Source organism: Shinella sp. BE166 (assembly GCF_051201095.1).
Lineage (GTDB): Bacteria > Pseudomonadota > Alphaproteobacteria > Rhizobiales > Rhizobiaceae > Shinella > Shinella lacus.
In genome coordinates, this window is record NZ_JBPEHL010000019.1 from 1 (window position 1) to 26,517 (window position 26,517).

Annotated in this window: 20 protein-coding genes and 1 pseudogene; 9 read left to right on the top strand and 12 right to left on the bottom strand. The window is 59.6% G+C overall.

The window, feature by feature from the left end; translation table 11 throughout:
- The 3 genes and pseudogenes from J2Y63_RS29960 to J2Y63_RS29970 all read right to left on the bottom strand — a co-directional run.
- Window positions 1-180: VirB3 family type IV secretion system protein (locus tag J2Y63_RS29960; RefSeq protein WP_435269015.1), on the bottom strand; the 180-nt coding region annotated here is incomplete at its 3' end.
- Window positions 181-183: 3 nt separating this feature from the next.
- Complete coding sequence (locus J2Y63_RS29965; protein ID WP_435269016.1) at window positions 184-522, bottom strand: TrbC/VirB2 family protein; 339 nt, start codon at window positions 520-522, stop codon at window positions 184-186.
- 11 nt (window positions 523-533) lie between these two features.
- A pseudogene (locus tag J2Y63_RS29970) lies at window positions 534-1,443 on the bottom strand (lytic transglycosylase domain-containing protein).
- Window positions 1,444-1,663: 220 nt separating this feature from the next.
- On the opposite strand from J2Y63_RS29970, the gene J2Y63_RS29975 reads away from it, so the two are divergent.
- The 6 genes from J2Y63_RS29975 to J2Y63_RS30000 are packed head-to-tail and all read left to right on the top strand — an operon-like array spanning window position 1,664 to window position 4,942.
- A complete protein-coding gene (locus J2Y63_RS29975) occupies window positions 1,664-2,272 on the top strand; it encodes a hypothetical protein (protein ID WP_435269017.1) in 609 nt (202 codons plus the stop codon).
- Window positions 2,269-2,805: a thermonuclease family protein gene (locus J2Y63_RS29980; RefSeq protein WP_435269018.1), complete on the top strand. Its 537-nt coding sequence runs from the start codon at window positions 2,269-2,271 to the stop codon at window positions 2,803-2,805. Before J2Y63_RS29975 ends, J2Y63_RS29980 begins: the two co-directional genes overlap by 4 nt.
- Window positions 2,802-3,503: a thermonuclease family protein gene (locus tag J2Y63_RS29985; protein ID WP_435269019.1), complete on the top strand. Its 702-nt coding sequence runs from the start codon at window positions 2,802-2,804 to the stop codon at window positions 3,501-3,503. Before J2Y63_RS29980 ends, J2Y63_RS29985 begins: the two co-directional genes overlap by 4 nt.
- On the top strand, window positions 3,504-3,908 hold the full coding sequence (locus tag J2Y63_RS29990) for a hypothetical protein (protein ID WP_435269020.1): 405 nt from the start codon (window positions 3,504-3,506) through the stop codon (window positions 3,906-3,908).
- A gap of 1 nt (window position 3,909) precedes the next feature.
- Window positions 3,910-4,503: a hypothetical protein gene (locus tag J2Y63_RS29995; protein ID WP_435269021.1), complete on the top strand. Its 594-nt coding sequence runs from the start codon at window positions 3,910-3,912 to the stop codon at window positions 4,501-4,503.
- Window positions 4,504-4,525: 22 nt separating this feature from the next.
- A complete protein-coding gene (locus J2Y63_RS30000) occupies window positions 4,526-4,942 on the top strand; it encodes a hypothetical protein (protein ID WP_435269022.1) in 417 nt (138 codons plus the stop codon).
- Window positions 4,943-5,023: 81 nt separating this feature from the next.
- Here J2Y63_RS30000 and J2Y63_RS30005 read toward each other — a convergent pair whose 3' ends face one another.
- Window positions 5,024-5,359 carry a hypothetical protein gene (locus tag J2Y63_RS30005; protein ID WP_435269023.1) on the bottom strand — a complete coding sequence of 112 codons (336 nt, stop codon included), beginning with the start codon at window positions 5,357-5,359 and terminating at the stop codon, window positions 5,024-5,026.
- A gap of 475 nt (window positions 5,360-5,834) precedes the next feature.
- Between J2Y63_RS30005 and J2Y63_RS30010 the strand changes: the two genes are divergently transcribed.
- Window positions 5,835-5,999, top strand: a complete 165-nt coding sequence (locus tag J2Y63_RS30010) for a hypothetical protein (protein WP_435269024.1) — start codon at window positions 5,835-5,837, stop codon at window positions 5,997-5,999.
- Between the two features lie 24 nt (window positions 6,000-6,023).
- On the opposite strand, the gene J2Y63_RS30015 is transcribed toward J2Y63_RS30010, so the two are convergent.
- Window positions 6,024-7,076, bottom strand: coding sequence for an RcgR family putative quorum lactone hydrolase (locus J2Y63_RS30015; protein ID WP_435269025.1), 1,053 nt, complete (start codon window positions 7,074-7,076; stop codon window positions 6,024-6,026).
- Window positions 7,066-8,679, bottom strand: a complete 1,614-nt coding sequence (locus J2Y63_RS30020; RefSeq protein WP_435269026.1) for an RcgA family putative transporter — start codon at window positions 8,677-8,679, stop codon at window positions 7,066-7,068. The genes J2Y63_RS30015 and J2Y63_RS30020 overlap by 11 nt, the downstream gene beginning before the upstream one ends.
- A gap of 263 nt (window positions 8,680-8,942) precedes the next feature.
- On the opposite strand from J2Y63_RS30020, the gene J2Y63_RS30025 reads away from it, so the two are divergent.
- Entirely contained in the window at window positions 8,943-9,242 is a 300-nt protein-coding gene (locus tag J2Y63_RS30025) for a hypothetical protein (RefSeq protein WP_435269027.1), read from the top strand.
- A gap of 173 nt (window positions 9,243-9,415) precedes the next feature.
- Here J2Y63_RS30025 and J2Y63_RS30030 read toward each other — a convergent pair whose 3' ends face one another.
- The 6 genes from J2Y63_RS30030 to J2Y63_RS30055 all read right to left on the bottom strand — a co-directional run bounded on the left by J2Y63_RS30030 (window position 9,416) and on the right by J2Y63_RS30055 (window position 25,920).
- The gene (locus J2Y63_RS30030) at window positions 9,416-10,189 is read right to left on the bottom strand and encodes an HNH endonuclease (RefSeq protein WP_435269028.1); all 774 of its coding nucleotides are present in this window, start codon (window positions 10,187-10,189) and stop codon (window positions 9,416-9,418) included.
- Entirely contained in the window at window positions 10,186-12,045 is a 1,860-nt protein-coding gene (locus J2Y63_RS30035; protein ID WP_435269029.1) for a chromosome segregation protein SMC, read from the bottom strand. The genes J2Y63_RS30030 and J2Y63_RS30035 overlap by 4 nt, the downstream gene beginning before the upstream one ends.
- A 106-nt stretch (window positions 12,046-12,151) precedes the next feature.
- Window positions 12,152-16,978: an Eco57I restriction-modification methylase domain-containing protein gene (locus tag J2Y63_RS30040; protein WP_435269030.1), complete on the bottom strand. Its 4,827-nt coding sequence runs from the start codon at window positions 16,976-16,978 to the stop codon at window positions 12,152-12,154.
- Entirely contained in the window at window positions 16,978-19,764 is a 2,787-nt protein-coding gene (locus J2Y63_RS30045) for a DEAD/DEAH box helicase (protein WP_435269031.1), read from the bottom strand. Before J2Y63_RS30045 ends, J2Y63_RS30040 begins: the two co-directional genes overlap by 1 nt.
- Entirely contained in the window at window positions 19,764-24,908 is a 5,145-nt protein-coding gene (locus J2Y63_RS30050) for a DEAD/DEAH box helicase (RefSeq protein WP_435269032.1), read from the bottom strand. The genes J2Y63_RS30045 and J2Y63_RS30050 overlap by 1 nt, the downstream gene beginning before the upstream one ends.
- A gap of 292 nt (window positions 24,909-25,200) precedes the next feature.
- Window positions 25,201-25,920, bottom strand: coding sequence for a hypothetical protein (locus tag J2Y63_RS30055; protein ID WP_435269033.1), 720 nt, complete (start codon window positions 25,918-25,920; stop codon window positions 25,201-25,203).
- A 267-nt stretch (window positions 25,921-26,187) separates the two neighbouring features.
- Between J2Y63_RS30055 and J2Y63_RS30060 the strand changes: the two genes are divergently transcribed.
- Window positions 26,188-26,502 carry a hypothetical protein gene (locus tag J2Y63_RS30060; protein WP_435269034.1) on the top strand — a complete coding sequence of 105 codons (315 nt, stop codon included), beginning with the start codon at window positions 26,188-26,190 and terminating at the stop codon, window positions 26,500-26,502.
- The last annotated feature ends 15 nt before the right edge of the window (window positions 26,503-26,517 follow it).

Sequence of the window (26,517 nt, forward strand, 5' to 3'; positions counted from 1 at the left end):
AACGTAAGCGACCGGGGCTATGAGCAATGCCAGGAGGTCGTTCGTTGCGAGCCAGCCGATAATGGTGACGCCGACGATCAGCACCACCGCCATGTAGGGGACGCCCCAAAGTGTTGGGGACCGGGTTAACCCGATCACCAACGGCGTCAGAGCTGGTTTTTCGTCCTGAAACTCACTCATTGGTCACTGACCGACCGCTGAGATCATCTCGTCGACGATCGCCGGTGCGCCAAACACCAGACCGATGCCCATCACGACCGCGCCGGCCGTGAACCACGATAGGCGTCCGGCGAATGCCAGAAACCCAAGGCCGATAACGGCAATGATCGCGAGCAGGCGACCGAACGGGCCGGTGATGAAATCGACGATCATCTGTACCGCCGTCTGCAGCGGCCCGAAGGCGCCGCCTGCACTCTGCGCGAGAGCAACATCAGCGCCCGCGACCTGGAAAGCCGCCACGATGCCGAGCGTGGCTGCGAGCTTCAACGCCTGAGACTTCCTCGTTTGCATTTCAATTTGCATGTTTCTCTCCTTCAAAAGTGCATGACACCGCCGACAAACTTGCCGGTCTTCTTCACGGCGATGACACCGGTGTCGCCGCTGTCACTCGCATCCGAGACCGCCTGCGGAGCGGCGGCCGGCCTCGCCTTGCCTTTTGCCGACGGCATTGGCAGCCCGAGTTGGTAGTTCACCACCTTGGCGACGTATCCGACTGTTTCCTGGAACGGCGGGATGCCGCCGTGTTGGTAGATCCGCTGTTCGCCGCTGTTGTAGGCAGCCGCGACCAGGAGCGGGTTCTGAAACTCATCAAGCAGAAAGCGCAGGTACTTCATCCCGCCCTCGATATTCTCAGCGGGATCACAGATGTCCGTAACTCCGAACCGCGCAGCCGTCGCAGGCATGAGCTGCATCGGTCCGCGCGCGCCCTTTGAGGAATTGCGGCTTTGGTCAAAGCCGCTCTCCGCCCAGGCGATGGCCGTCGCGAAGACTTCATCGACGTGATATTTGCGCGCCGTCTGTACAACCAGAGACTTAACCTCTTCCGGGCTGAGCGGAGACGGACCACATTCATACACGTCTTTGGTGTCGTCATCGATCTGCCGAACTGCACCAATGTGCTGTATCAAGCCCGTGGGAACTTGCGGTTCATCAACCCTGTTCGGCACGTCATTGGAGGGAGCGAAATTGCTCAAATCTGCATCAATATGATGCAGACCCCCAAAATCATTGGGGCTTTTGTCAGCTTTGTTCCGAACCGCACTTTCCTGCTTCACAACGCCATCAGCGCCTAGCACGAACTCCTTCTCTGAGCCGCGCCAGCGCTCATCGAAGTTCGTTGCAAGCTCCGCCTTGCGCTCGATCGTCCAAGTGTCTATTTTTGTTATGATATCTGCAACTCTGCCCATCTTGGGCGTAAGAAATCTGAACCCAACTCGTGCACAAAAGGGCGCTTCCCGTCAAAGCGGCCCAGCCCACAACGCTTGAAAATCTAGCCCTTTTTTCCATTGCCGCGCGCCTAACTTGCGGTGTTGTGATCGAAACGAAAACCAACTAAGCTGGTGAAGTTGTCGCATCGATTTGGTTCAGCAATACAACTTTTCGAGGCAGACTTAAACCCCCTATGCAGGGGACGAGTTGAAGCAATATGGGTAAGGGCTAGAAAATGAAACGGACCAAAATCGCCGCACTCGCAAGTTGCGCAATCGTGACGCCTGCTTTGTCCGTCTCGGGCATTAACGAGGATTACATCAAATCGCTCGCAGCGCCGGGCAAGACGGTTCTCGTGCTCGAATATTACGACGGAAGCGGGAAGGTCGCCGATCGGAAGGGCTATGCAACAACGGCCGGATTTAAGGCCGTTTCACCGACCGACTTCCGCGTGGATGACAAGACAACACTGCACCTTTTTGGCCTGGAGCCATGCAAGGGCGAAATGGTCAATCGCAGTGAAGACTTCGCCGGGAGCTGCACCGATTATGCGCAGCAACAGCTTCAAATCCTGTTACAAAACCCGAAGGTCGTGTTTTGCCGTGCCTTCGTGAGCGAGCAAGGTTCGCCCGTCCAGAACGTCACCTGCTACGGCTACTATAATTTCCCCGGTAGCCTCGACTCCGTCGATATGTTCGAGGAGCAGCTTTTGTCGCTCGGCGCGCTCCGCCTCGCAAAAAAACCAGATGGGACTCCCGTTCGTCCGGATCTCTCCAAAGCTGAGGAGATCGGCCAGAAGGGGTCATTCGGAATGTGGGCCGATCCGAGGGTGAAGGGTCAATGAGAAGGGCTCTTTCCCTTCTGTTGGCTCTCTTGCCGACATCCGTATCCCCAGCACCGGCAGGCTATTTCGATCTTCTTCCTGGCGTCACCCTGGAAACTGGCGACACGTGGGTTTCCAACGGTGAAAGATTCCGCCTCTATGGCGTCCAATCCTGTTTGCGCGGCACTGCCTATACGGACAAGCACGGGCAGAAACGCGACTGCGGTGGGGCGTCCCTTGCCGTGCTAGCGGCCTATATCAAAGACACCAAACCCGTTTGCGCCCCGGTGGTGAACAAAGACGGAATCGCTTACGTCGTCTGCTACGCCGCAGTTGGGAAGGAGCGGCTTGATCTGGCAAACGTCCTGATCACGAGCGGATACGCCTTCGCGGCCCTCAACGGTGAGGGCATGCCCTATCACGTCCCCTATGCCGTGGCTGAGAAACTTGCGCGCGATAAGGGTGCCGGCCTCTGGCAGTTCGTAGACGTCCAGCATCCGGCCATCCTCTTGAGCCGCGAGGTGAATGCGCGAACCAAGAAGGCAGATCAATGAAGCGATACCTACTTGCAGCCGCCGCGCTCGCTTTGATCTCCCACGCAGCGACAGCCGCGGATCTCATCAAGACTCCGGCCGCGGCGGCTCGGCCACCGCAGAGATTGAGCGAAGCTCCGATCTATCAGAATGCGGTCTACAATGGCCGAGTCACCGTCATGGACGGCCGCACCCTGTGGTACCCGCAATATGCGCAGCGCGTTCGCCTCGTCGAGATTGATGCGTGCGAGCTTCCACAGTGGGCGATTGATCCCAAGTGGGTGGATCGCGAGCGGCAAAAGGCGCCTCCACCCGTTCCGTGCGGCCCACTTGCGAAGGCTTGGCTCAAGAGGACCATAGGTAGCAGACCGGTCGAATGTACCGTCATAGCGTATGGCAATGACGGTATCCCCCAGGCCCGCTGCACGTCAGCCGGCCGCGATATTGCGGTCGAGATGCTTCGTGTCGGATGGGCGCGTGTCGCGTCGCCCTATTCATACAACAGCCAATACCTGGTCTATCAGCAGCATGCGATAGCGGCCCGCTATGGCATGTGGGCCACTTACGTGCTGGACATGAACGAGTGGCGTCGCAAGGCCGTCGACAAGACGCCAGACCGCCAGCCGATCGCTGATTTCAACCTGCTTGTCGAACGGGAAAGAGAAATATCGCCGCCCTTCATCGAAGCGCGGAAAAAGCCCAAGAGGACAGACCGATAGTTGCCCGACTTCGCACATATTGCGAGCTCATTCGCAACCGATCCGCTGGCGAGCTTAATGCTCGCCATTCCCTTATCGTTTGCGCTCATCGTCGTTTCGGAACGAATCTGGTGGGTGCACGGTCCGTTCGCCCTGGCGCTCCTGATCGTTTCGATCCTCTTTCTCGATCAACGTCATCTGGCGCTGGACAGCTTTCTCGTCGGCCTATTCGCCTTTCCACCGCTTTGCCGGGACATTCCCAACCAGCCGATGCTTTTTCGAATCGGGGTTCTCTGGTTTTCAGCCTTCGCGCTCGTTGCCGCCATCATCTACGCAGCAGGCGGTCGAGTGCACCACGCCACACCGCTCGACAAGCTATTCGTCGACCACGCGTCTCCAGCCGCAACCATCATCAGGGCCAACTGACATGAAACACCTGCTTTCTGCTGCAGCCGGTCTTGCTGCGCTTACCTTCGCCCCCACAGGAGCAAAGGCAGAAGATGCTTCCTGGGGCTGCCAGGTTCTCCTTTGCGCCGCCTCGCAAAATCCGTCCTGGCAGGGCGTTCCCTATTGCGTGCCCCCGATGAAGAGGCTGATAGCCGCAATGTCAAAGCCCGGATTTGATTGGCCCATTTGCCACGAGGCGAGGGCCGGCGAGCCAGGCCGGCAAGAGTTCGAGGACTGCCCTGCAGGGGCGCGCCCCACCTCTAGCAATGATGGGACCGACAACGGCTTGCGCCGCCGCAACGAGGAGGACCAATGCGTCCGGGTCGTGGACAGATGCGAGAACCGCGGGGAGTACAACCGCCTCTATGGTGACGAGGACGCCAATCGGCGTAACGGCGTGACCGTAAGGTCCATCAGCGGCAACAGCGATCATTTCGGGAATCGCGACGATCGCTACAACGGCTGCAAGGTGCAGGTAACGTCCCCCCGTCCGCGGCGCGCAAGTCCCTGGTTCTTCGACATTCCCAACGACAAGGGCGTCAAAGAGCGCTTCTGGTTCAATCTACGCACCTAGCCTTGCCTAAGAGGAAGAATCCATGCACCAGAACGCCATAATCGCGATCGCAGCCACCCTCGGTATAGCGGCTGGCGCCGGCGGCACCTACATTGCAACCTCCGAGCCGAAAGTTGAAGCTCAGGCCATCTCGAAAGCAGAACTGGTTGCGGCTATCTCCGCTGATCCATCGCTTTGCCCTATTCCGACTGTTGAAGCGCCGACAGAAGCCGAAGCATTGGCCGCCTACCGCAAAGCACATGCGGCGTCTCCTCTCGTTTGGGATCGGAATAATCTGCCGGAAATCTCTCTGGCACTCGGCCAATGTGACAAGGCCGGGGCAGGGCCAGGTGTCGCTTGCATGACCTCAGTCAAGATGGGACCCGAAGCGCGGCCTATTGATCGAATCGTCGGCTTCGCAAAGTCAGCATCCGGCGAGTGGATCGCCACCATCAACTAAGAAAGAAGCCGCCCAACAAGGCGGCTTTATTCTTATGCCCTTTACGCTCGAGCCAGCACATTGCCAGGCCAGGGCAGAGGCCTACTCCACAGGCTCGGTCGTGCTCAAGACGGCATCCATTTCTTCCGGCTTGAGCGAGCCTCGCGTGGCGAACAAATACGCGGCCAAGTAGGTCAACTTTTGCCATCCTTGCTGATCGTTGCACGGCCGGTGGTTCACGATACTTAGCCTGGCGGCCTCTTCCTCTTTCGTCACCTCGAGCAGAGCGTTTGCGTAGACCACGTTGGTCACATCGCCAGCCGCGCGGCGTTCATCCCATTCGCGCACCGCTTCAGAAGTCGCCGATAGCGCCGCTATATGCCGCTCTATCATCGCGTCCAACGACACCGCGGCTTCCATCCCTAAATCCTCTGTCATCGCACCCTCAATCCCAGGTTCCGCGCTAACTACCGGACCTCAAAAATCGAAGGGAGGGCAGGAGCCCCGCTCCTGCTCCCGAGCTCGCGCGGAGCAGCGGAAGAGAGGGGGACAAGCACTAAACCGGAGGGGGATCCCCCACCCGCAGGGCCGTGTCGGCGCAGCCGTCCGGTGCTGCAGGCCATCGGCCGAAGCATGGGGAGACCGGTTTGGTGCTTGTGGGGGAGAGAGGGCGGTGAATATATGCGGCCTTCGGCCGTTGTTTCGGTGCGATACGGAAAGGTTAGTTTCTCTTTCTCAACATAGGACGATCCTACCGAGCTAATGGGCTTGCCTCAATGACAGACGGTTCCCCCAATTTTCCCGCGAGCGACAAAATCGGCTCCCCCATCTGCCCTCCGGGCCGCTTGGCGGTCATTGACCCAAGCCCATCAGCTCGGGGGGCAGCCTCTGTTTTCAATCAGAGGAGCTGACGATGACTACTTACGACGAAATTCAGGAATTGCGGGCCGAGTTGGCGGCATCCGTCGACACCGGCGAGCGTCAGCAGATCGCGGTCGAGCTGGAGCGCGCCGTCGCGCAGCACCAGCGGGAAGAGGCCGCATTCGACGCGCTGATCAGCGTTGAGCCGCCTCACTAGGCGGCTCTCGATCTTTCCTGGGTGTCACTTTGACAGCGGCCGACGCCAACTTGATATTCGCCGGGCCGATTTGTCCCCACACGATAGAAACCGCTTCAAGCTCAAACCCGCCAGTAAAATGTAAGGCGGCATGGCGAGCGAATAGTGACCGCAGTTCAATTCCAAAACATTCGGCCTGGCTCCGGCGTCCTTCAGCTTCTGAATGTGGCGTCTCGATAGGTCGGGCAATACCACCTTGTCCCTCGTAGCCAATACGACGTGAAGTTCGAGATCGGACCGTGCCAGATTATGCGCGTAATTCTCCAAGTTGAGCGGACCCCATGCCCTTCGGAGTTCGGTGAGCTCAATTACAGGCTCAAGGCTATCACGTATCGATCGGGTCGCGCGCCCCGTCCAAACCATGTCAGCGAGACTACCCGCCGTCAAAAATAACGAGGCCTTCGATACGGCCGGATCGTGCGCAGCGATCAATCCCGCAACCCAGGAGCCAAGGCTCATGCCGAGAACCGAGACCTCTCGATAGCCTTCGCTCTTCAGCCAACGGATGAGCTTTCGCCCATCCCATACGGCCTGCCTTACAGATTGGATCGTTCGGCCGAGATTCGAACTAAGCATATAATCGGCGTACAGCGAGCCGGGACGGCTGCGTTCGAAGTGATAAGGCATAGCAATCTCGACAACCGTGATGCCGCGCTGCGAGAAAAACTTGGCAATCTGACGATTTCGGGCGCTGGCATTCCAGTGATGAAAAATCACCAATGCCTGCTCGAGCGAGCCGCTCTCAGTGATTTTTGCCCAAGCGACGTTGTTCTCTTCGACGTCAGTAGAAATGTCCGATGGAAATCTGAGCCACTCATCGTGCCTTTCAAAGCCCTGACCGCTGCCGCTCGGCTCATCGTAAAAGCTTGAATCAGACAGGGCCTGGTCCGCAAGGACACAAAACTCGTCGATAGTTTCTATCCTCTTCGCGCCCGGAAAGGCCAGGCGGGCGTCGAGGATGAAACCCGCTACTTTCTTCGCTTCCTCACCGCGCCGCGCCCGCCGCTCGTCCCAACGATCAAGCCAATTATGATACACTCTGGTTGCTTCCTAACTCGCTTGCTCGCCATCGCCCAAACTCTGGATCAAAGAGACCGTATGTCGCGAGCAGCACTCCAACGCCCAGGAGGATAGAAAAGCCCTCGAAGGCATCGATCAGCAAGTAGCTGGCAAAGAGCAACCCTACGACGGCTGACATCTTCCACAAAGGCACGCGAAACTGCATTCCGACACCCAAGCGGATGGAACCGTACAGAAAAACGATGCAGGTCGACATGGCGACAAGGAGGCTGCTGTAATGCGTTGGCATTCTATAGGTGAACCTATTGCCGCCGTCGTGATGCTCATACAGGGCTGAAGACATATCGCGAATTATCCAGGTCACGATATCTTCTCCGTTCGAGCTGAGGTAAGAGCTTTGGACCTTCATGCATATGGCGACCAGAACACCAAGGACGGTGCACCGGAAAATTCCCCGCATCACCCTAGGGCCGATTTCGCTGCCCTCGCGCCGATGTTCCGCCTCCGGCCGTGTCTTTGATTCCTCTTCAATTCTCCAAAGATCATGGACGATCGTATGGAGCAGGATGAGGCCCGCGAAAAAAAGATAAAAGCAGAGGCACATGTAGAGATATGCGAGCGCCGTGAAAACAATCGAAACTGGCACTGATATGACTTCAGGGCGCACAATGGCTAACTTGCCCCAATCTATCGCAAAGTTGCCACCGCCGTTGATCAACGGGATCAAGCACACGCCGATCCACTGAAAAAGACCGGCGAACAAGACGCAGATCAAGAAAACCGCCCAGTACGTGTACGAATAAGCTTGAACGTTGCGCGTCCAGGCATCGTCGCTTTCCAACCGGTCGCCCTGCGCTCCCAGCCTAAAGCGCGCGTCATGTTTCCAGAAGATCAGCAGCTCTATGACGAACGCGAAAAATAGCGGCAAGAGCACCATGAAGAGGAACGTCCAGTTCGGCGCCCATAGAAACCCGACCTGCTTATCGACACCATCCGCCCGGCTATAAGTGGCGCTGTGGATCCCCACGATATACGACAAAAACCCAAGGGCGGAGGCACCCGCGAATATCGACGCGGGCAAATTCAGGGGGGATCCATGGCTGAAAAGCGCCTCCGATCTATTCGCCAAGCTGAAACCCTGTCTGCGCCGGGTGGCATCAATGCCTTGTGGCAGATCGGCCGGAGGCTGCGTCTGATTATCGACCGTCACAGGCGGCGGCATATCTGGAACCCGCAGCGCCGTGCTGCTTCCCGCCTTCTTCGAATCTCGCCTCTTGGCGGTTAGCCGTGATTGCGCCGCGCTGAGCTCCATCTGCCATTCGCTGGTCGCTTCCGGATCGTCGCACCCAAAGATCCGCGCCAGCCAACGAATGTTGGACGGGCTAATCCCCTTCTCGTTCTCTTGAAACCAAAGCTGCACCGTTCGCAAATCGACCCCGATCCGGTTGGAGTCGATCTGTGAAATCGCCTCTGTCAGAAGCTCCGGCGTCCATGGGCCTTGCGGAAACCCGTCACTGCCTAACGGCCGGCCTGCTCCCGCCGCGGCCAATTGCTTGAACAGTTCCTTGAAATCGCTTCCGTCCTTGGGCGGTGCGACAAAAATCTTTCCGTTCTTTTCCAATGGCTTATAGGCCCAAATTTCGTTTCGCTTCGTATCCTATCGTGCCTTCAGCCTCAATCAATGGTTTTAGCGTCCGCAATGCAACTTGTTCGGTGAGGCATTCCACCATGCTACTGTTGTCGTCATCCAGTTCGCGTTCGCTCCGTGGTACCGGGTCCATTTCTCCACGCCCGAGCACGGCCTTGAGTTCGTCAGCGCCGGAGTGTGAGCCGGGAGAAAAAGAAGAGAGTGAGGCGGCACCTGCGGTTTCCCTCGGTGAGTTGATGGATCGGCATATCGCGGCGCAACTGGCGACCGCGGAGGCCGTTCGTGCGTGGGATGAACGCAGGGCAGCCAGCGAGGTTACGAACGTAGCCTATGCAAACCGACTATTAGGCGTTGCGCGGGATGAAGAAGCCGGCCGGCTGGCGATCGTCAATTACAGGCCGCGGGGCGATCGGGAATCGAGGCTGAAGCTGGCGTATATGGCGGCTTACCTGATCGCGACACGTGGCACCCTGAACGCCAATGAGATGAATTCCGTCTTGGAAGCCCCTCGCGATCGGCCAAGCACAGTTTCCTGAGTCTCCATTTATGCCGATTGCACAATAGTGTGCTGAGACCACATTGCCGTCGATTATGTCGGCGGCGGTGTCCCGTATCGAACTATGCTGGCGTTATGTTATAACATATCGCATAAGATACCTTATGGAACTCTAACCGGTTACGAAGCGCCAGCTCGCAGAGCAGCGGGTCATTATCCCTTCCAGATCGCACTTCTATGATGATCGAGATAGGGCTGGTGCTCATCACGAAGAGCCAGACGCCCGACAGAGTCCACGTTTAATTCTGCACGTGCGGCCGCTTCCAGGTGAGAAGAAGGTAGGACCTTTCCACCGGTATCGAATGTCACTAAACCGGAATCGAACGCTGCGTCCCACAGCGCAGACAACAAGAGTCCGTTATGGACATCGAGCCTCTGAGCATCCGATTCACATTGTGACCAAGGCATCATATGTGAAGCTCTCAGAAGATCTGGACTGGTAATTCCGCTCAGAGGGCAGCATCCATTCCAGTATTCCATGAGTGCCTGCCGAAATATGTCCTGCCCTATCCTGAACCGCTGGATACGCTCACCTTCCGTATCGCCAAGGCCGACAACGGCTTTTTGGAACTTTTCGAGCGGCAAGTTCGGCAAACTGACGGAAAGGCGATACGCTGCAGTGACCCCTGCATGCAAATCATCGAGGGTGGCAAACACGAACCCACCGGCATGTCCTTTGGCACACGGAGACGCCGGTGAAGCATCAAGAGTCCTGGCGACTCCTTGATGCATTACTGACAGAAAAAATGGGCCACTCGAGCCGACGGCGGCCAGTCCAATTTCCCCGGGTGCGCTGGCCGATCGGAAAAAGATCCATCCACCGGCTTCTTCAGGGCCAATTCGGTAGCCATGCTCGTTCGCGGCATCGCGCAGCTCAGAGAGAAGGACGAATGGATACGCTGTTAGCCGCCCTTCCGTGCTAATCATAAGTCCACCCCGAGCAAGCGTTGCGCAGGCGGATCGCCATGCAATTTCAGCTGCAGGTACGGACGTTCTCTGAATTCGGTTGGAGGCGCCGTTGTTGTCGTTACGATGTACTGAAACAGCGGCTTTCCGCCGACGCGCTCCAGCTCCTGAACGATATCGAAGAGCCTTCCATAGATTGACAAGCCAAGGTCGGCCTCACGTGGGCTGTCGTGAAGTAGGAACGACGGAACACGTGTCGCGCCTTCGATGCTGACGCACATTGCAGCGAGGTCGAAAGCCAGAACCTTGAGGGAGTCGATCGCGGCTGTCCTGCGGTCTCCGCCCATATCTACTGACAAGTCAAGACCATTGCCGGTAAGCGTGATCCGCCCCTTTGCATCGTGGCCGACCAACCGTCGAATGATGGGGTCGAATTTTTGGCTCATCCGTCCAAATAGGCGGGCCTGTTTGTCACGAAACGCGCCCAGCCGCTCTCTCGCAGCCTCAAGTTTGGTGCCCAGTTCGCGGAGACGCTTGATACCCTCCTCCTGCGTTTCGAACAGTTCGGCGAGGCGCTCGACATCGTCCTGGAGCCTGCGGGCGGTGTACCAAGTGGACTCTCGGGCATCGCGGGCCTTCTCGATATTTGTGACGCGATCGACGGATCGATCGAAGCGCTGCTTGGCCAGAGCAACCTGCGGTAAGATCTGCGTCTGTGCCTGCCGCAAGCTTTCGACTAGCTTGGCTTGGGCGTCGAGATCCGCCTGATGTTGATCCCAACGCTGTCGACACGCGTCGGCATCAGGTATCTTGTGCGAGAGCTTGCATCCGTCTGCCAAGGCTCGCTCTATAGGGACTTCACAAATCGGGCAGATCGGACTCTCCGCCTCTAGCTTTGAGTAGGAAAGTCCGGGTAGCTCCCCCCGAATCATAGCTAATGCGCGTTCCTCCGCAGGTATGAGAGCCTCGATCCGGATGCGTTCGCCGTCGAGACGTGCCCATTCACTTCTCGCAGCCTCCCGTTGCTCTCGCGCCGCGACGAGTTCTGCGTCGCCGTCAGTGGGAACCCGGCTTGCCGACGCCAAGCGCGCACCTGCGGACCTGCGCATGACGTCAATCAGCAATGGCATCTCGGGGAGCGGCTGATCCTCAAGGTCGAGACCCGTAACGAGCCGCGTCTGCGTTCGCTCGATTTCCCACCGGCGATGGCCGATCTCTTGATCCAGGACTCGGCGTTGCTCGCTGAGACTATTCACTTCCCCACGCGTGGCTTGCTCCTCAGGCGTGATCGCCATCAGAAATGAACGTAGCGCCTCAAGCCTTGGCCCCTTCTCCTGCCCGCTTGCGGGCACCGGGGAATCGGAATCAGACGTCGGCGATCGCCAATCCAGAACATCATCAAATCGACACTCTTGATCCCGCGTCAGCCAGGCGAGCGCGATCGGCCAAATGGGTCCATTCGCCTGCGGGTGAACCAACTGGGCAATCGCGGTGGTGATAATGCGCTGATCGACGGCTTTGATGAACGGTTCTATCCCGGTTGAAGCGCCCTCGCCGGCGGCGATCTCTTCGAGGTTTCCGCCCGGCACAGCCATGTGTCTGCGGCGTGCGCCGAGCGGGCGAACGATCGCCCAGCAAGTCCCATCAAGCACGACCTCAGCGCCGACAAGGCCATTCAGAAATGCAGTGCCGACCCGCTCGCGCTGGGGCTCGGTGGCGAAGCGATCCTCGCCGAGGCAGTAGCGGATAAGCCGACAGAACAGCGTTTTGCCACTCCCATGACCCACCGCATTGGTCTGACCTGCTAAAGCGGCGTCATCTGCTCCATCCGGCGACCAGATGATATTCAGGCCGGGACGAAGCTCAATGTCCCGCACCTTCTCCCCGCCGGGCTCCTTCCATATCACAAGGCGCCGAACCCACAGCCGCGGCCCCTCCAACCCTCGAGCGGGCGTTACCGTTAGGAGCTGCGGGCCGAGAAGGTCAGGCTGCTGCGGCATTGGTCACCCACTGCTGTACTTCAGCGGGCAGCGAATTCACCGCTGCGTCGAGATTGATGTTTCGCAAAGCGCTCCACACGAAGACTGCGCGGCCGTCAGGCCATCCTGTGGTGTCGATGGCGTCCAACCCGGGGCCGGACGCCCACGTCAGACGCTGGGGATCCTCAATCAGCCGACCATTGCCGCGGTGGTTTCGGACAGCCGCGCCCCACGCTGTGTTGTTCCTTGCGACGAACGTTGTGACATTGCCCGCAAGAGGATCGGCTTCCGTCCCCACCAGGCGCCGCCATTCGGCCGCTTTGGCGGTCGGCAATAACGGAGCAAGTAGGCGCGGCTCCACTACGAACGCAACCGCAAGACGGACGTCGCTGATCGGCTTCGGCCCATCCATTGCTTTAAGAACCGCAGCCAAGATGGCGCCAGTGTCACCAGGGTGTGATTGTGTAATCCGAACCCACGCGTCATCAGGAGGTGTGCCCTCAAGCGGCATTGGCTGCGTCGGCCGAAGCTCGACCGGGCCGCCGGCCGCGTGTGATTCGGACAGCCGGTCATAAGCTTCAAGCACGAGACGACGCGTGCGGAACTCGCCCAGGGCGGACTCCTCGTTGCGCTTGAGACCGCGGAAGGTTTCGGACGGATAATCTGCCCCATGCGTGTCGGCCGGATCGAGCACGTAACGCAATTCGTCACGCGAAAGCCCGTACTTCAGCGAGAAGAAAGCATCGAGCTCAGCGCGCAGATCAGCGCGGCGGGCAGCATCGAAGGCGAATGGCGAACCCGACCATCCCAGGTCTTCGGCCCACGGCCGCATGGAGTGCGAAGTATAAGTGAGTTCGAGCACACGCGGCGTGATGAAGGCGGAGTCACTCCTGGTGAATTGGTGTGGAGCGAGGACGGGAAGCTGCTTCATGTAGTAGTACATGAACGATGTCCCGCCCGCTTTCTGACGCGCCGCATAATCGAGGGGGAGCGAGATCAGGTTTGCAAGAATTGGGACTGCCGATTTAGTTCCTAATGAATGGTGCATTATCAGAACTTTGTGCCCTACACCCGCCTTCGGAAACACACTCGCAATCACCGTTCGCTCGTCAGTGGATCGGCAAATATCCCGCCAGCCCATTAGCCAGCGCGGCTGCTTGCGATTGAGCAGGGCGGCGGTAAGCGCGAGCGGATCAACTGGGCCCACCTTGATAAAGGCGAGATCATCGTCAGAAAGGGGGGTCTCGCGGTTCATCTCACGCGCGCTGTTGGCCGATTTGTGCAGCCATGTCGCGAATTTGGCGCCGACGATACCGCGATCGAGCGCGCGTTGCCCAAGCACCTCTCGCAGACGCGCGCCCGCGCGGTCAGCGGAGCGCGCGAGGTTGCTCGGCTGCAAATCCTCTGGATCGAGCGTTCCTAAGACCCATTCCGCCAGCACCTTTAAGCAGCCTTCTGCATTCTCCTTGCGGAAGTACTGCTTGAGGCGGGCTGGCACGCGGGCCACGCGCAACTCAGTCTCGGTCTGCGGCACCCAGTACCAAGGATCAGCTTCGTAGTTCGGATTGTCCTTGATGGAATCAGGCGTCGGCGGCAGCGAGCCTTCGCCCGAGCGCTCAGAGAGGCCCGCATAGGAGCCAAAGCGATGATCGAAATGGTGGATCATCTTGGCCTCGTAGAGCGGCACAAAGGCTCGACTATCCCCATTGCGCCAATCCAATCCATCGCGGCTAAATCCCTCGCTAGCTAACTGCGCCGCGGTGCGGAACAACTTACTGTCCGACGACATATCGAACACTCGCTGGAAAGTAATGCCCCACGGATTCTCATCACCATCCGGGTGGTCCAGCCGCTCACGTATCAGAATCGGCGCCGCGCGATAGATCTTGCGCGTTAGGACCGCATCAAACTCCGTTCTGCAAATGGGGGATGTGCCAGTATTTGGGTTCAATTCAAGTATCTGAGCAGGAGTCAGTGTGAAATGACGCCGCTTGTCACCAAACTCCTCATCCGTTCGCGAAAAGAAACTGAAATTGACCGCCTCCGGACCCGTGTTCGCTTGCCCAACGGTCAGCAGGCAAAACTTGAATCGCGCGTGACCAATATCGTCAAAAAACCCAAGCCCGGTTTGGAAATCATGGAGGCTGAAGAGTTTTCGGTTGGCTACGAGGTCGCGGAAAAATGCGCTTGTCGAACTGTCGGTAGCGATTCCTGTCGGCACGATTATGCCAGCCCGTCCGCCCGCCCGAGCCAGTTGGGAAAATAGTTCGGCGAACAACGCATAGGTGTTCACGTCGCCGGCGCCGCTCAACGGAAACCGACTTGTTTTCCTCACGAACACGCTCGCCGCTTCGGACGTGCGTTTCGCGAACTGGAAGTCCGCCGCTAGCCGGGATTGCGCCGTGCCCTGCGCAGCATTCTTGAGTGCCTTGATGAGCTTTTCGCGTTCAGCTTTGTTGCTAGCCGTCGCAATATCGGGATCGCGGGCGGCGAAAAACTCCTTTTCCTGCAGTTTAATTCGTTCCCACGGTGGATTACCGATCACCACATCGAAGCCGTCGCGCGCCATAATCGCCGGGAACTCGAGCGGCCAGTGAAAGACGGCGACTGAGTGGGCGATCCTGTCGACCTCCGCCATGAGCGGTCCATTGAGCGGTTGCCCACGCGCTGCCATCCAGACGTGCTCGGTCTCCGGCATGAGCGGCCGGGCGAGGTTAGAGTCCTCCGAAACCGATCTGATCTTGGGAGTGAAAAACGCGGCGACGTAGGTGTCACAGGCGGTCTTTAGTCTCAGCCAGTTGGGCCCGCCGTGCAGCCGGGCAAAGGCAGCCTCTTTGGCGGCTACATCGGCTAGTGTGTCTTCCGGCATAGCCGTCAGCGCCTCCGCCGCGCCGATGAGGCCGGCTGGCGGCTTTAACTCGGCGAAAAGGCCGGTCGCGCCCTTGCCCTCCCGCTGTTCCTTGTTGCGGCGGGCATAGACCTTTGCCATTTCTACGTCGTCACCCTCAAGCACCTCGTAAGCGGCATCTGGGATGCCGCCCGCAAGACATGCGACGTCGAAGACACCGACGAGACTGTCACCACATCGGATATGACTATCTAAGAACGTGAGCGGCTTGCCGGGCTCAAGCGCCTCGATCCAAAGCGCGACCTTCGCAAGCTCCACCGCCATCGGGTTACGATCCACGCCGTGGATTGAATGGCGTACGACGTCCCGCATCGCCGCCGGGTAGTCCGGCGCCTCACTGTCGCGCAGTTGCGCCACACGCGCAGCCAACCGGCGTGCAGCACCGAGCAGGAAATGGCCTGAGCCGCAGGCTGGATCTATTACCGAAAGCTTGAGGATTGCGTCGGCGCCACCTTCCGCCTCGGCCCGTGTAAGCACAGGATCGAGGGTGGAATCGAGCAGCGTCTGCACGAGGCTGTCCGGCGTATAGTAGCTGCCGGACGTCTTGCGCGTGTTGCCCTTGGCTTCATCAGGGTCGGCAAAACTGAAGCGCCTTCCATGGTCCTCGCGGACCGGAACGAGCTCAAGCAATCCCTCGTAAACGGAGCCAAGTTCCTCCGTTGCCATATCGCGCCAATTCACCCGGACGCGCCGCCCATCTTCGATCAGCCAACTCAGGTGGAAGATGGCCCGCAAAAAAGCTCGGTTGGGCAGCTTCGCATCATCAAGATCGGGCGTGGCGCCGCGTATGAAAAGCCCTCCAAGCGCTGGCAATCCCAGCAGCTTCTCGCTGCGCTCCAGACCGCGGAAAACGATCTTCGCCGCTTCCCAGGCGTCATGATGATGATCATGCGAAGAACGTCGCGCCGACCGCTCTCGCATATGGCTGAAGCCATATGCCGAATCATAGAGGTCGCGCGCCGCCTCCGATGCGTCGGGTCCATGCAGGAGCTCGCGATCCTCCGCGACCGCCAAGAAAATCAGCCGGTAGACGATACGCAGGAGCTGCTCGAACCAGCCTTGCATGGTGGTATGGTTTTCATCGAGCTTCACGCGGAGATCGGGATTCGCGTCCAGGAACCCCTGGCCAAGTGCGAGAAGCGCTTCCTTGACGCTCTTTCCAAGCCGATCACGTGCCGCGGTTCCGGCTCGCAATCCAGCCTCGCGCCAGCGCTCCAGCGCGCAATCGGCCGCGGCGGCACCCTCGCCGCCAAAGCGCGTGGCATGAATCAGCAGCCACGTCGCGGTAAAGTCCGCAAACATCTCGTCGCGGAAGATCGCGCCCAAGTCCGCTTCTATGTAGGCGGGCCGGGTGAAGCTGGCATTGTCCCGCATGAGGCGGACGCGGTCCCCGGCAAAGACGAGGCCCCATAAGAACTCGGAGTTGGCGTTCAGCCAATCCTGAAGCAGCACGCTTGGAGAACGTCGCGGGATCGTTCCGCCATGTTCGTCGCCCAGTTGCGGAAGCGCTTTGGTGAACGCATCCCCTTCCGGCAGGGGCGCCGCCACCACGATCGGCACTCGGCCGCCCTTTGCCTCAAGGGCAATGCGGTACGTATGGCCATCCCGCTGGTGAACGTTCGGGCCGCGCGGAGCTTCGAACCCGAACGCTTCCTCGAGCAGGCTCTTCACAAAGGCGGTGGTCTGAGCCTCGTTGGGCGCCGGCAATTTGGCATAGGCCTGCCAGTGAGCTTGGCCGATCCTGAAGTAACGGGTGATCTCGTCTCGCAGGTTCGTCCCTTTGGGGCAGCCATAGTCCGCAGCTGCTTTCTGATCTGGAGCGGTGGCGGCGATGGCGGCGACCTGATCGGGAGAGATCAACCCTCCCTCGATCGCGACAGCGGTGAGCCCAATACTGGCGGCGCGCTTGAGATGCCGGGCCATCACTCGCCCTCCGGGAGGAGGACGTAGAGGCCGATGACGTCCGCCGGCAAAACGGGAACGACCTCAACCGTTGCCCCGCCGCGTGCGGCTTCCGTCAGCCGTAGATGGTCTGCAGAAAGCGCAGTGCCGCGCTCCGCTGCGAAGGCTGCTATCGCAGGCTGATAGCTCGCCAGTCGTTCATGAGCCCGCTGGAGCTGACGCGCAGCCGCAAGTTCATCGAGATTCCCTGCTGCCTCAGCCTCAAGGAGCTCAAGGGCGGACTGTCCTTCGAGGACCGACACCGGAGCTATTCCCCCAAACGCGATCCCTGTCGCTTCCTCAGCCAACAGCAGGCGGTTTGTGCGGCCGCTGGTTATGAGCTTGAAGCGAAGCCGCAACAGAATCAGCGTTGTCATCTGGGTGACCGCGTGCGTGCGCCAGGCGCCGCACCGGCCAAGGGGCCGGAACGCTGCCCCGTCAGGATCAAGCGCCCCCTCCGCCAAACTCTCGGCCAGGCTTGCGACAAGTGGGTGGACGCGCCCGAGATGCGTCACTCCGGGAGCTGGATCATCCTCGAAGCCAACTCTTCGTGTCCCACGCAGACCACGCGCTTCCAGTCGCTCCTTAATTGCCTCGGGCATCGCATCGAGATGAACGAAATGATGCTGCCCCGCCTTCTCCAATGGCGCTCCCACGCGCTTTAAGGCACGTTCGGTGAAGCGGGCTACTTCAGTCGGGCCGCCGTTCAGCGCGCGCATCTGCTGCCATTCAGGCAGCACCTCATCGGGCTTCAGGGCACCTTGCGCATATCGCGCGCGGCTTGCCTTCGCATTTTCCTCGGCATCGCGCCATTTGCTGTCGAGCCGTTCGCTTGAAAGACCGAAATCGAACGCCAGCTGATCGCGATGTCCTCCGGCACGAAGCATGAGCGCCTGCATGAGGGCCGATGTCACGCCGTCGCTGTCCTCGGGCATGGGCACTGAAATACCGGTCGCTTTGCGAATGGCTTCGGCTTTACGCAGAATGACCTGCAACACCGCCCCGTCGATCGCGCTGTTCTCGCCAAAGATCGTGACGGAGCGGACGATCGGCGACTGCTGACCAAATCGGTCAACGCGACCTTCCCGCTGCTGATGACGCGTCGGATTCCAACTGAGATCGTAATGAACCACGGCGTCGAACAATGCCTGCAGATTGATGCCCTCAGAGAGGCAGTCCGTCGCGACTAGGATTCGGCTCTCCGAGCTATCGAGCTGGTCGACACGGGCACGCCGCTCTTCAGGGGGCAGGCGTCCAGTCACAACTGCAACGTCAGCCTTTGGCCAAGCTCGCCTTATCTCTTCCCCCAGCGCCTCAGCCGTGGCGATGAACCGGCAGAAGATGACCGGCTTCGCTCCTTCCTGAAGCAGTCCTTTTAGAACCTTCAGTAGCCGGGCAACCTTGGGATCCTCGGCGCGTCGGCTATCAAGTGACTCTGCCATGGAGATCAGCTTGGCGAGTTCACCGCGTTCCTCAGCGCTGGGGCTGGCCGTGCCAGGCTCGACATCGCCTTGGTCGAGCAGGCCTTCATCTTCGTCAAAGACGACGGGCTGCATCGCCTCTTCGTCCGCTACGCCGCACAAGCGATTGCGAAGTGCATTGGTCGCGGCCGCCGGCGAGGAGCCGACGCATCGCATCAGCGCGAGCGTTCCCCAGAAAGCAAGCCGCCGGCTGCGTTGGTCGGTACCGGCCCGCTGCGTGACGGACAGGCAGTAATCGAGAACGCGATCATGGAAGGCGGCGAATTCGCCGCTGAGGCTGAAGGGCTCGTCCTTCACATGATGGACGGGGAATGTTCGTTTCTCGTGCCAGCCGGTCTCAGTAATATCGGGGCGGCGCCGCTGAACGTAATGCTGAGCGAGGCGGCGAGCATATCGAGCACGGGCATTCTCATCGCCCTTCGGACCTCCTGCGAAGTCCGGGCTAATGAGGCCCAACAGCCGGTCGAATGCAGCTTCGTCGCCGCTGTGCGGAGTTGCCGTCAGCAGCAGCATGTGGCGCTCTTCATCAGAGGCCAAGCGTTCGAGAAGCTCGAAACGCTGATGTCTTCCACGGTCTCCGCCGATGCAGGCGTGCGCTTCGTCGACGATCACGAGGGACGGGCAGGCCCTTGCGAATTCGTCGCGGCGGCTATCGGCCTTGATGTAGTCGAGGCTGACGACGGTGTGCGGATAGGCCTCGAACAGGCTTTGCGCAGCGGGGAGACCGCGCTCCAGGCTGCGAGCCCTGGCCGATGTTACGGCAACTGCGTCGATGTCGAACTTTTCTGCAAGTTCGCCCACCCATTGCTCAACGAGGTGCGGCGGACACAGCACCGAGAACCGGTCAATGAGGCCGCGGTCGAGCATCTCGCGGACGATCAATCCTGCCTCGATCGTCTTGCCGATCCCCACATCGTCGGCGATCAGCAGCCGCACGACCGGCAGCTTCAAGGCCATCATCAGCGGCACGAGCTGATAGGCGCGCGGCTCCACGCCGAGATGCGCGGCGCTCCGGAACGGGCCTGCGCCGCGGCGAAGCGACAGACGGAGCGCATCCGCCAGCAACCGCGCACCATCCTGGGTGTCCCGCCGCTCAGGTGTTGGTGGAGCAAATCGCGCGGGCCTGACGGGATTGACTTCAAGCGCAAGCGCAATCCGCTGCGCATCGGCCTCCGAACCCGACAAGGGCCGGACGTTGAGGATGTCATCGTTAGGAGACGGCAGAACAACCCACTCTCGTCCCCGCGCCTCGACAAGATCCCCCGGCGAAAATCTGACCGCTTTCACTATGCCGCCCCCAACAACTCAACCAGTTCTCTCGGCGCCGCTTCGCCAGGCACATCAGGAAGCTCGACGACATCCACCCCCAAGTCGGCACATGCCGAAGCAAGTCCGTCCGGCACACGTCCTGATACCGCGAGCACTTGGAAGCTTGGCCAATAGAGGTCGTATACAGCGCCGCCGACCTTGCGCGAGGATGGCGCAGGCAAGCCCCACCGGCGTATCGCGCTAAGCCAGTCGCTTGCGACCTCCACCGGTCCAGCCTCCACGATCTCAGGCTCTGCGAGCTGGCAGAGAAAGGTCGTGACCTCCGCATCGCGCCGATCGATCAGATTGTGGTCTGGCTGGTTGAAGTATGAGAGCAGGCAGCGATAACAGCCGGCGACGCAGGCATCCGACCGCTCCTCGAGGCTTCCCCCGTCCGACGGGAAATCATAGTGCATGAGGTCGAGCGCCTGGCGCGCTATCTCCGCCATCCGGCGAGGATCGGAGACGAGGCGGTTCAGAACCCCAGCTCCACCTTCGGTCGCCTCGTAAAGTAGGATCGCCTTGCGGTTCTCGCGCGTGGGCAAAGGCTCACCCAAGAGCTCCCCTTCCTCGAGCTCGGCAACGATCTGGATGCCCCTGAGAAGGGCGTGCTGAAGGGTCGCCATCTGCCGCTCGTCGAAATGCCCAAGCAGCCGCACCAGGAGCGCATTCTTGTGATCTTCGACGATCGGCACGATCCGCTGCGACTTGGGGATGGTGACATCAATGTCATCGTCATCCCCGCCGTTGAGCGTATCCTTGACCCATCGGCCCGACATCGGATCGATGCAGAAGCCGTTTATCGACTTCTTCCGCCGGCGAAGTCCCTTGTTGATGCGCGATAGCTTTGCGCGCGCGCCGTAATCGAGAAGCAGAATCGGCTCTCCTCGCGAGCGCAAGGTGAGCGTGCGGATATCAGGAACGCCTTTCTCGATTTGCCATTGGAAGACGGTCTGGATCTCAAAGCCGCGCCTCTGGCGGTCTTCATCATTCGCCGTGATCCGAGACGACGGTGCGGTTTCGACATTGTCGATCCGATAAACATTATCGAGTCGATCCACGCCGGCCAGTGACGCGCTGCAGGCATGGCATCGCTCCAGCTTGTCATCGGCGTGAGCCGCCCCGCACTCGGCGCACAAGATGAGGCTGTTGGTTGCAAGCTTGCCATCATCGAGACGGCCATGCGCCGGCAGCTTCGCACGGACGACCCGGTAGGCGCGCCCTTCATGATAAATCAGGCTGTTAGGGCCAAATTCGGAGATCGCGAGGAAGCGCGGCCGTTGCAGGACAGCCGCGCGCTTGGTCGCAGGAATGAATGCGTAAAGCGGAAGGCGCGGGAAATTGTAGCCCGGCAAAAATCCCTCGGTCGCCAAATAGCGATATGTGTAAAAGTCCGAGCCGTTCGAGGCCTGTCCCCGCTCAAGCATGTCGAGCTCTTCTGTCGCGCGGAAATGACGGCGCGCCGCCTCCTTCCGCTCGCCCGGCTTAAATGACGTCTTTTGCTGAATTTGATGCGCCTCTTCCTGCTCACGGCGGGCGCTTCGGTAGAGCTCCCGCCATCGGCCGAAGCTGGCAGCGAAATTTTGCGCTGCTTCCCTGTTGGTCTCATCAACAAAGGCATCGATGTCGGCCAGCCAAGGCGCATCGACCAGCTCGACCGCGCTGGCAGTTTGCTCAAGAAGGCGCCGCATCGTGGGCTTTGCGGTCCCACTCGCTATAAGTTTTGCAAAGGCGGCATCGATCTCATCGGAGACGGCCATCTCCGGCGTCGCCATGTTCAAGTTTTCAGGGATCGACGGCTTCAGCGGCACGACAGCCGCCGCCAACCATTCTGCGTGCAGATGGCTTCGCAGCAGATCGCGATTGGCAAGATCCAGGGCCGGCGGCTTCACCACGCCCGCAACGAGCCCTTGACGATTATTGAAGTAATACTGGTCGTGGGGAGACTGGGCGGCGCAATAGGTGACAACAAGCGCTGCTTGACCGCTGCGGCCGGCACGGCCCGCCCGCTGCACGTAGTTCGCCGGTGTCGGCGGCGCATTCCGGAGATAGACAGCGTTCAGCGCGCTGATATCAACTCCGAGCTCCATTGTTGGCGAGCAGAACAGCGCTGGAAGGAAGCTGGCTGGCTCGCCTTCCTGACGCATTTCGTCTCGGTTCTGGGCGATCCTTTCAATATCCGACTTCCCGAATCGGAACCGGTCTTCGCGCCAAGCGCGAACTTTCTGGTCGACCTGAGCCGTGTGCTCCCGAGCCTCGAAGGCAAAGGGCAAGTTGCCCTCCTGCCTGAGCATCTCGGCAACTTCCTCATAGAGCGTCCGGAAAAAGGGATTCTCTCGTTTTCCGTCGGCCCTCTTGGTTGCCGGAAAGAGGCGCAAGGCGGTCGATGATAGGCGCCACGCAGGAGCCTCGCCGCCTGTAATCACCCGGCGGATGACCTGGTGATTTTCGGCTGCACGCAGTAGCGTCGCGATAACATCGTCATATTCTTTGACGGGGAGTGGCTCGCCCCACAGATCCTTGTTACGGAGGGCCTTGCCCAGCGCCGTCCGCCAGCCGCCCCGCACGATAAGCACATCTTCCGCGGCGCTGATCTCAGCCTTGCTCGGCGGATCGATCATCAAGAACCCGGCCTGCCGCAGTTCCTGTTCTTCGTTCTGATCGATGAGCCAGGGATCGCGGAGGTGATTTCGCGACGTCTCGGCGACCTGCAATGTCCGCTGGCGATCCAGCGCTTCGGTCGCGATGGCAAGGCCGCGACGCATATAGTCGAAAAGCAGATTGAAGAGCCTGCCGCGCAACTGGGGGGTGGCGGCCGCCAGTCGCGGATTGTCGGCGAACTCTTCATCGTCGCCCGCTAGTTCGCCCAATCCAGGAAACCGCACCTCCACAAGGCCAGCCTCTTCGAGATTGGGATTTGTGAAGCGCCAGCCTTTGCGAAGATCCGCCCACACGCGATGTGCCAGGATCGACGTCAGCACTTCCTCGGCCGCCTGGCGATTGTGAAATCCCTTTACACGCGGATCGGCCATCCAGTCGGACAGACGGTCAGGTTCCTCAAGGTCGAAGCCAAGCGCCTTGCGAACCGCCTCCCCGAACCGAACATCTGTGAGGCCCTTCTCACCTGCGTCACGTACGGCGCGTAAGATACCGCCACGGAGCAAACTGACGAAAATGAAGTCGTTGAAATGCCCCGCCTGCAGGGCCGCATCTTGGCGATTATCTGTAAAACCCAGAAGCTTGCGGGTGCTCTCCTCAAGAGTACCGTCCGCCTCCATCCATGCCAAAATGGTCGAGACGATAAGCGTCGTCGCAGAACTTCGCCCTTCGGCCGATAGACCTGCCAGCTTATTGATGTCACGTGCCTGTTGTGGCGGCTGATGACGGCAATGGGGGCAAAAGCGATACTTGCCGGCGAAGAACCAGGCCGGCACTCCGTCATCGGCGAGCGATCCATCAGGCTTCACAAGGAGAAGCTGCCCTTCGTGCTTGCCGCGATGCCCCGCTTTCAGCCGCTCCTGTCCCGCCGGCGTCGTTTCTTGCCAATCATCTGGATAGTCGGCGACAGCGCCGCCGAACAAGAAGTCGGCATTCGTCGCGGGGACCAGGAAGCCCGTCCGTGATCCATCTGGTTCCGGGTCTTCGCTTGCCGGGTCGTCAATCGGTCGTGCGAGAACCCGAATACCGTCGAGCGCATTCTCAATCCGAACGCTGTGATGCTCTTGCCCGCATTCACGGCAGAAGAAGACTGGATATAGGCGCGCGTTCGGATCGGATGGATGAAAGACCTGTCCTTCCAGAACGACACGCCGATCGGTGGCGGGCTCGATCGTTGCGTACGCATGCCCAGCGCCAGAAATGAACCGATGAAGCTTAAACGCCAGGAATGCCCGGTCGCTGACGCCGCCACGAAGATCTTCGCGGCGTCCCATCAACGACAGCATCCCGGAAAGAGCGGCTCTGCATTCTCCTGAAGGAATGTGTGTCTGGGCCGCGAGTTTGGAGCTCGCGTCGCTCAAGGTCATGGGCGGGCGACGGCGCAGTTTTTCGCCCTCGACAAGCCCAATCTCAGTCTCGATCCAGCAGGCAAGCGGATGGCCGTGCAGCTCCTCGTCCGTCAGGCTTTCCGGAATCGGCGCCAGAACCGCATCCGGGAGTGCTGCTCCGAGGCTTGTGCTGTTGATCCGGGGGTTGGTTGCCCTGGCGAGATTCTCATCGATGATCGATGCCGAACTGAGTTCTTCCCCAAAAATCAACTTGCCGACGCGGGCAACGGCGCTTGCTCGTTCGATCTCGTCCTGCGCGCTCGACATCGTAGCTGACGTACCGATGCACAGCAGCTTTCGCTCTTTAACAAGGCGGTCCTTCACGCGACGCACCAGCATCGCGACATCCGCCCCCTGGCGGCCACGATAGGTGTGCAGTTCATCCAGCACCAAGAAATCCAGGCCGGATGCATTGGCGATAACGGCACGATCGAGCTCATCCTGACGCGTCATGAGCAGCTCGAGCATCATGAAGTTCGTCAGCAAAATGTCGGGCTTGGCCTTGGCGATGGCCTGTCGCTCTGCGTCGCTCTCCTGTCCCGTATAGCGACCGAAGGTCGGGCGCAGCTCCTCATTGACCCCCGAGCCGCCGATGAACTTTTCCAGCTCCTCAAGCTGACTGTTGGCCAGCGCGTTCATGGGATAAATGATGATCGCACGCGTCCGCTGCGCCTCGCCTGCGCGCCGCGCGCGAACGACTGCATCGACGATCGGCAAGAAAAAGCACAGCGATTTTCCGGACCCAGTGCCGGTGGTTACGATGAAGCTCTCACCATTGCGGGCTTTCACAACAGCGCGCTCTTGGTGACGGTGAAGCTTGATCGGCGTCCGGTCCGGACCGTTTGCGAATATCTTACTGAGAGCCGGATCCAGCACGTCTTGCGCGACAAGCTGATCAATCGAATGACCGGCCTCAAAATGCGGATTGATGGTAATGAGTGGCTCGGGCCAAAAGCGCTGCTCATTGTAAGCAGCATCTACCTGGGCACGGATTTCCGGCGCGCGGATCTCGGAAAAGGAGCGAGCAAATGATTCATATCGTTCGATCAGCGCTCGATCGAGCTTAAAGATATCCACGCCGCCCCTCACTTATTAGAATGCTTCCTTCAACGTCATTACTACTACTGACATTAAGTCTTTGTACAGATTGATACATCGGTGATTGCATTCGCCCACGACCATAGCATCACGTCAAAGGCGGCTTTCCCGCTGGAGGCGGCGTGGGCGTAACATCGCCGGCACTTTTGGCTTTCGTCGCCGGCCGGACATTCAGGATTGTAGGTATGTTGGTAGCGAATGCCCAACTCGCTCGCTATCTCCTCAGGCTTCACGCCCTTGGCCGCTAGAGCCCGAACCTGATCCGCTTTCGTCATGCCAAGTAATCCAGCTTTGCCGAAACCCTTGGAACCGCCGTCACCGCTTCAGCGAAGGCTTTAGCCCGTTGAAGAAGCAGGGGATCAGGATCAACGATGGTGAACCAGCGTTGCCTTTGAACATATGAGATGGCGCCAGGAGAGCGTGGAACCGACACGTTGGTGCGCAGCGTCGCAACCTTCTCCGCATCTGCCTCGTCATTCAGGCGCGTATGCAGTTGCTGGATAAGAGTATCGTGTGGCAGGTTTCGGCCGGGGAATGTGATAAACACGATTGCCCGCCCTGGCCGACGCAATCGCCGAATCTCCGCGTATGTCGCGTGCTTTTCGGTTTCCGCGCCAACTCCGTTATCGGGATCAAGAAAGACGAGATCTGCTCCGTCGAGGGCGTCGCGCTTACGTCTGCCCCATTCAATCCGATCTAAGCGCGACGGCATGGGGTCGCGGTGAAAGATTGAGCCAGCCGGCCAAATTGCAGCACCTTCGAGCGCGACGACCGTCCGGCTTGGCAGCGAGGAAAGGCCAGCGTGCAACTCGGCGTCCAAGATACGCCATGCCGGTTCATTGCGCCATTCCAGATGCCGACCATCTGGCCGACCGTCATTGCCGGGTGCGTAGTACCACGCAACGCCGAGCGTCCGATCGGCGGCAGCCAAGGCGCGCAGAAACGCAATCTTTAGAACATCGCTGACATCGCCGACGTATTGGTCGCGCATCGGGTCCCCTGCCCCTCAGTTTGCCGATCCCTGCCCGTTGTAGGTCACATGCAGTATTCCCATCAAGAATGCAATTGGTCCGAGAGCCGGCGCATCCAGTGTCGCGGCTCTGCTGTTGAGACCGCGGCTGCCTCGATATATGCTTGCTTTGCGCATGTGAGCATAAGGTGAGCGCCTGGCGCCTCGAAGAGCCACCACAATAAGAACCCAGCGCTGGGTGGCACCCGGTTAGGCTGATGAGAAACAAGCCCCCTTCAGGAGTTCGCCATGCGCAAGAACGCCATGGATTCTCACGTCGTTATTTCAGCGCTTCCTCTCACAGAGCCGGATCGATCAAAATTCATTGAGACGGCCAATCTTGTGTTCGAGCGTGTCGTCGACCGGATCGAGCCGGATAATCTCCAACTTACTCGCTCCCTTTGGGACCCTGACCGATATGTCGATCACCATCTTCTATCGCCAGACATGCTTCCGATCTCGCGAGACTACGCCTTGTCGCTCATCGATGCCTTTTTTCATCATGTCATCGATCTGGCGGTAGAGGCCGACAAGCTGATGGATCGGCCACCAAAGCTAAACTGACGACGATCGGCATGG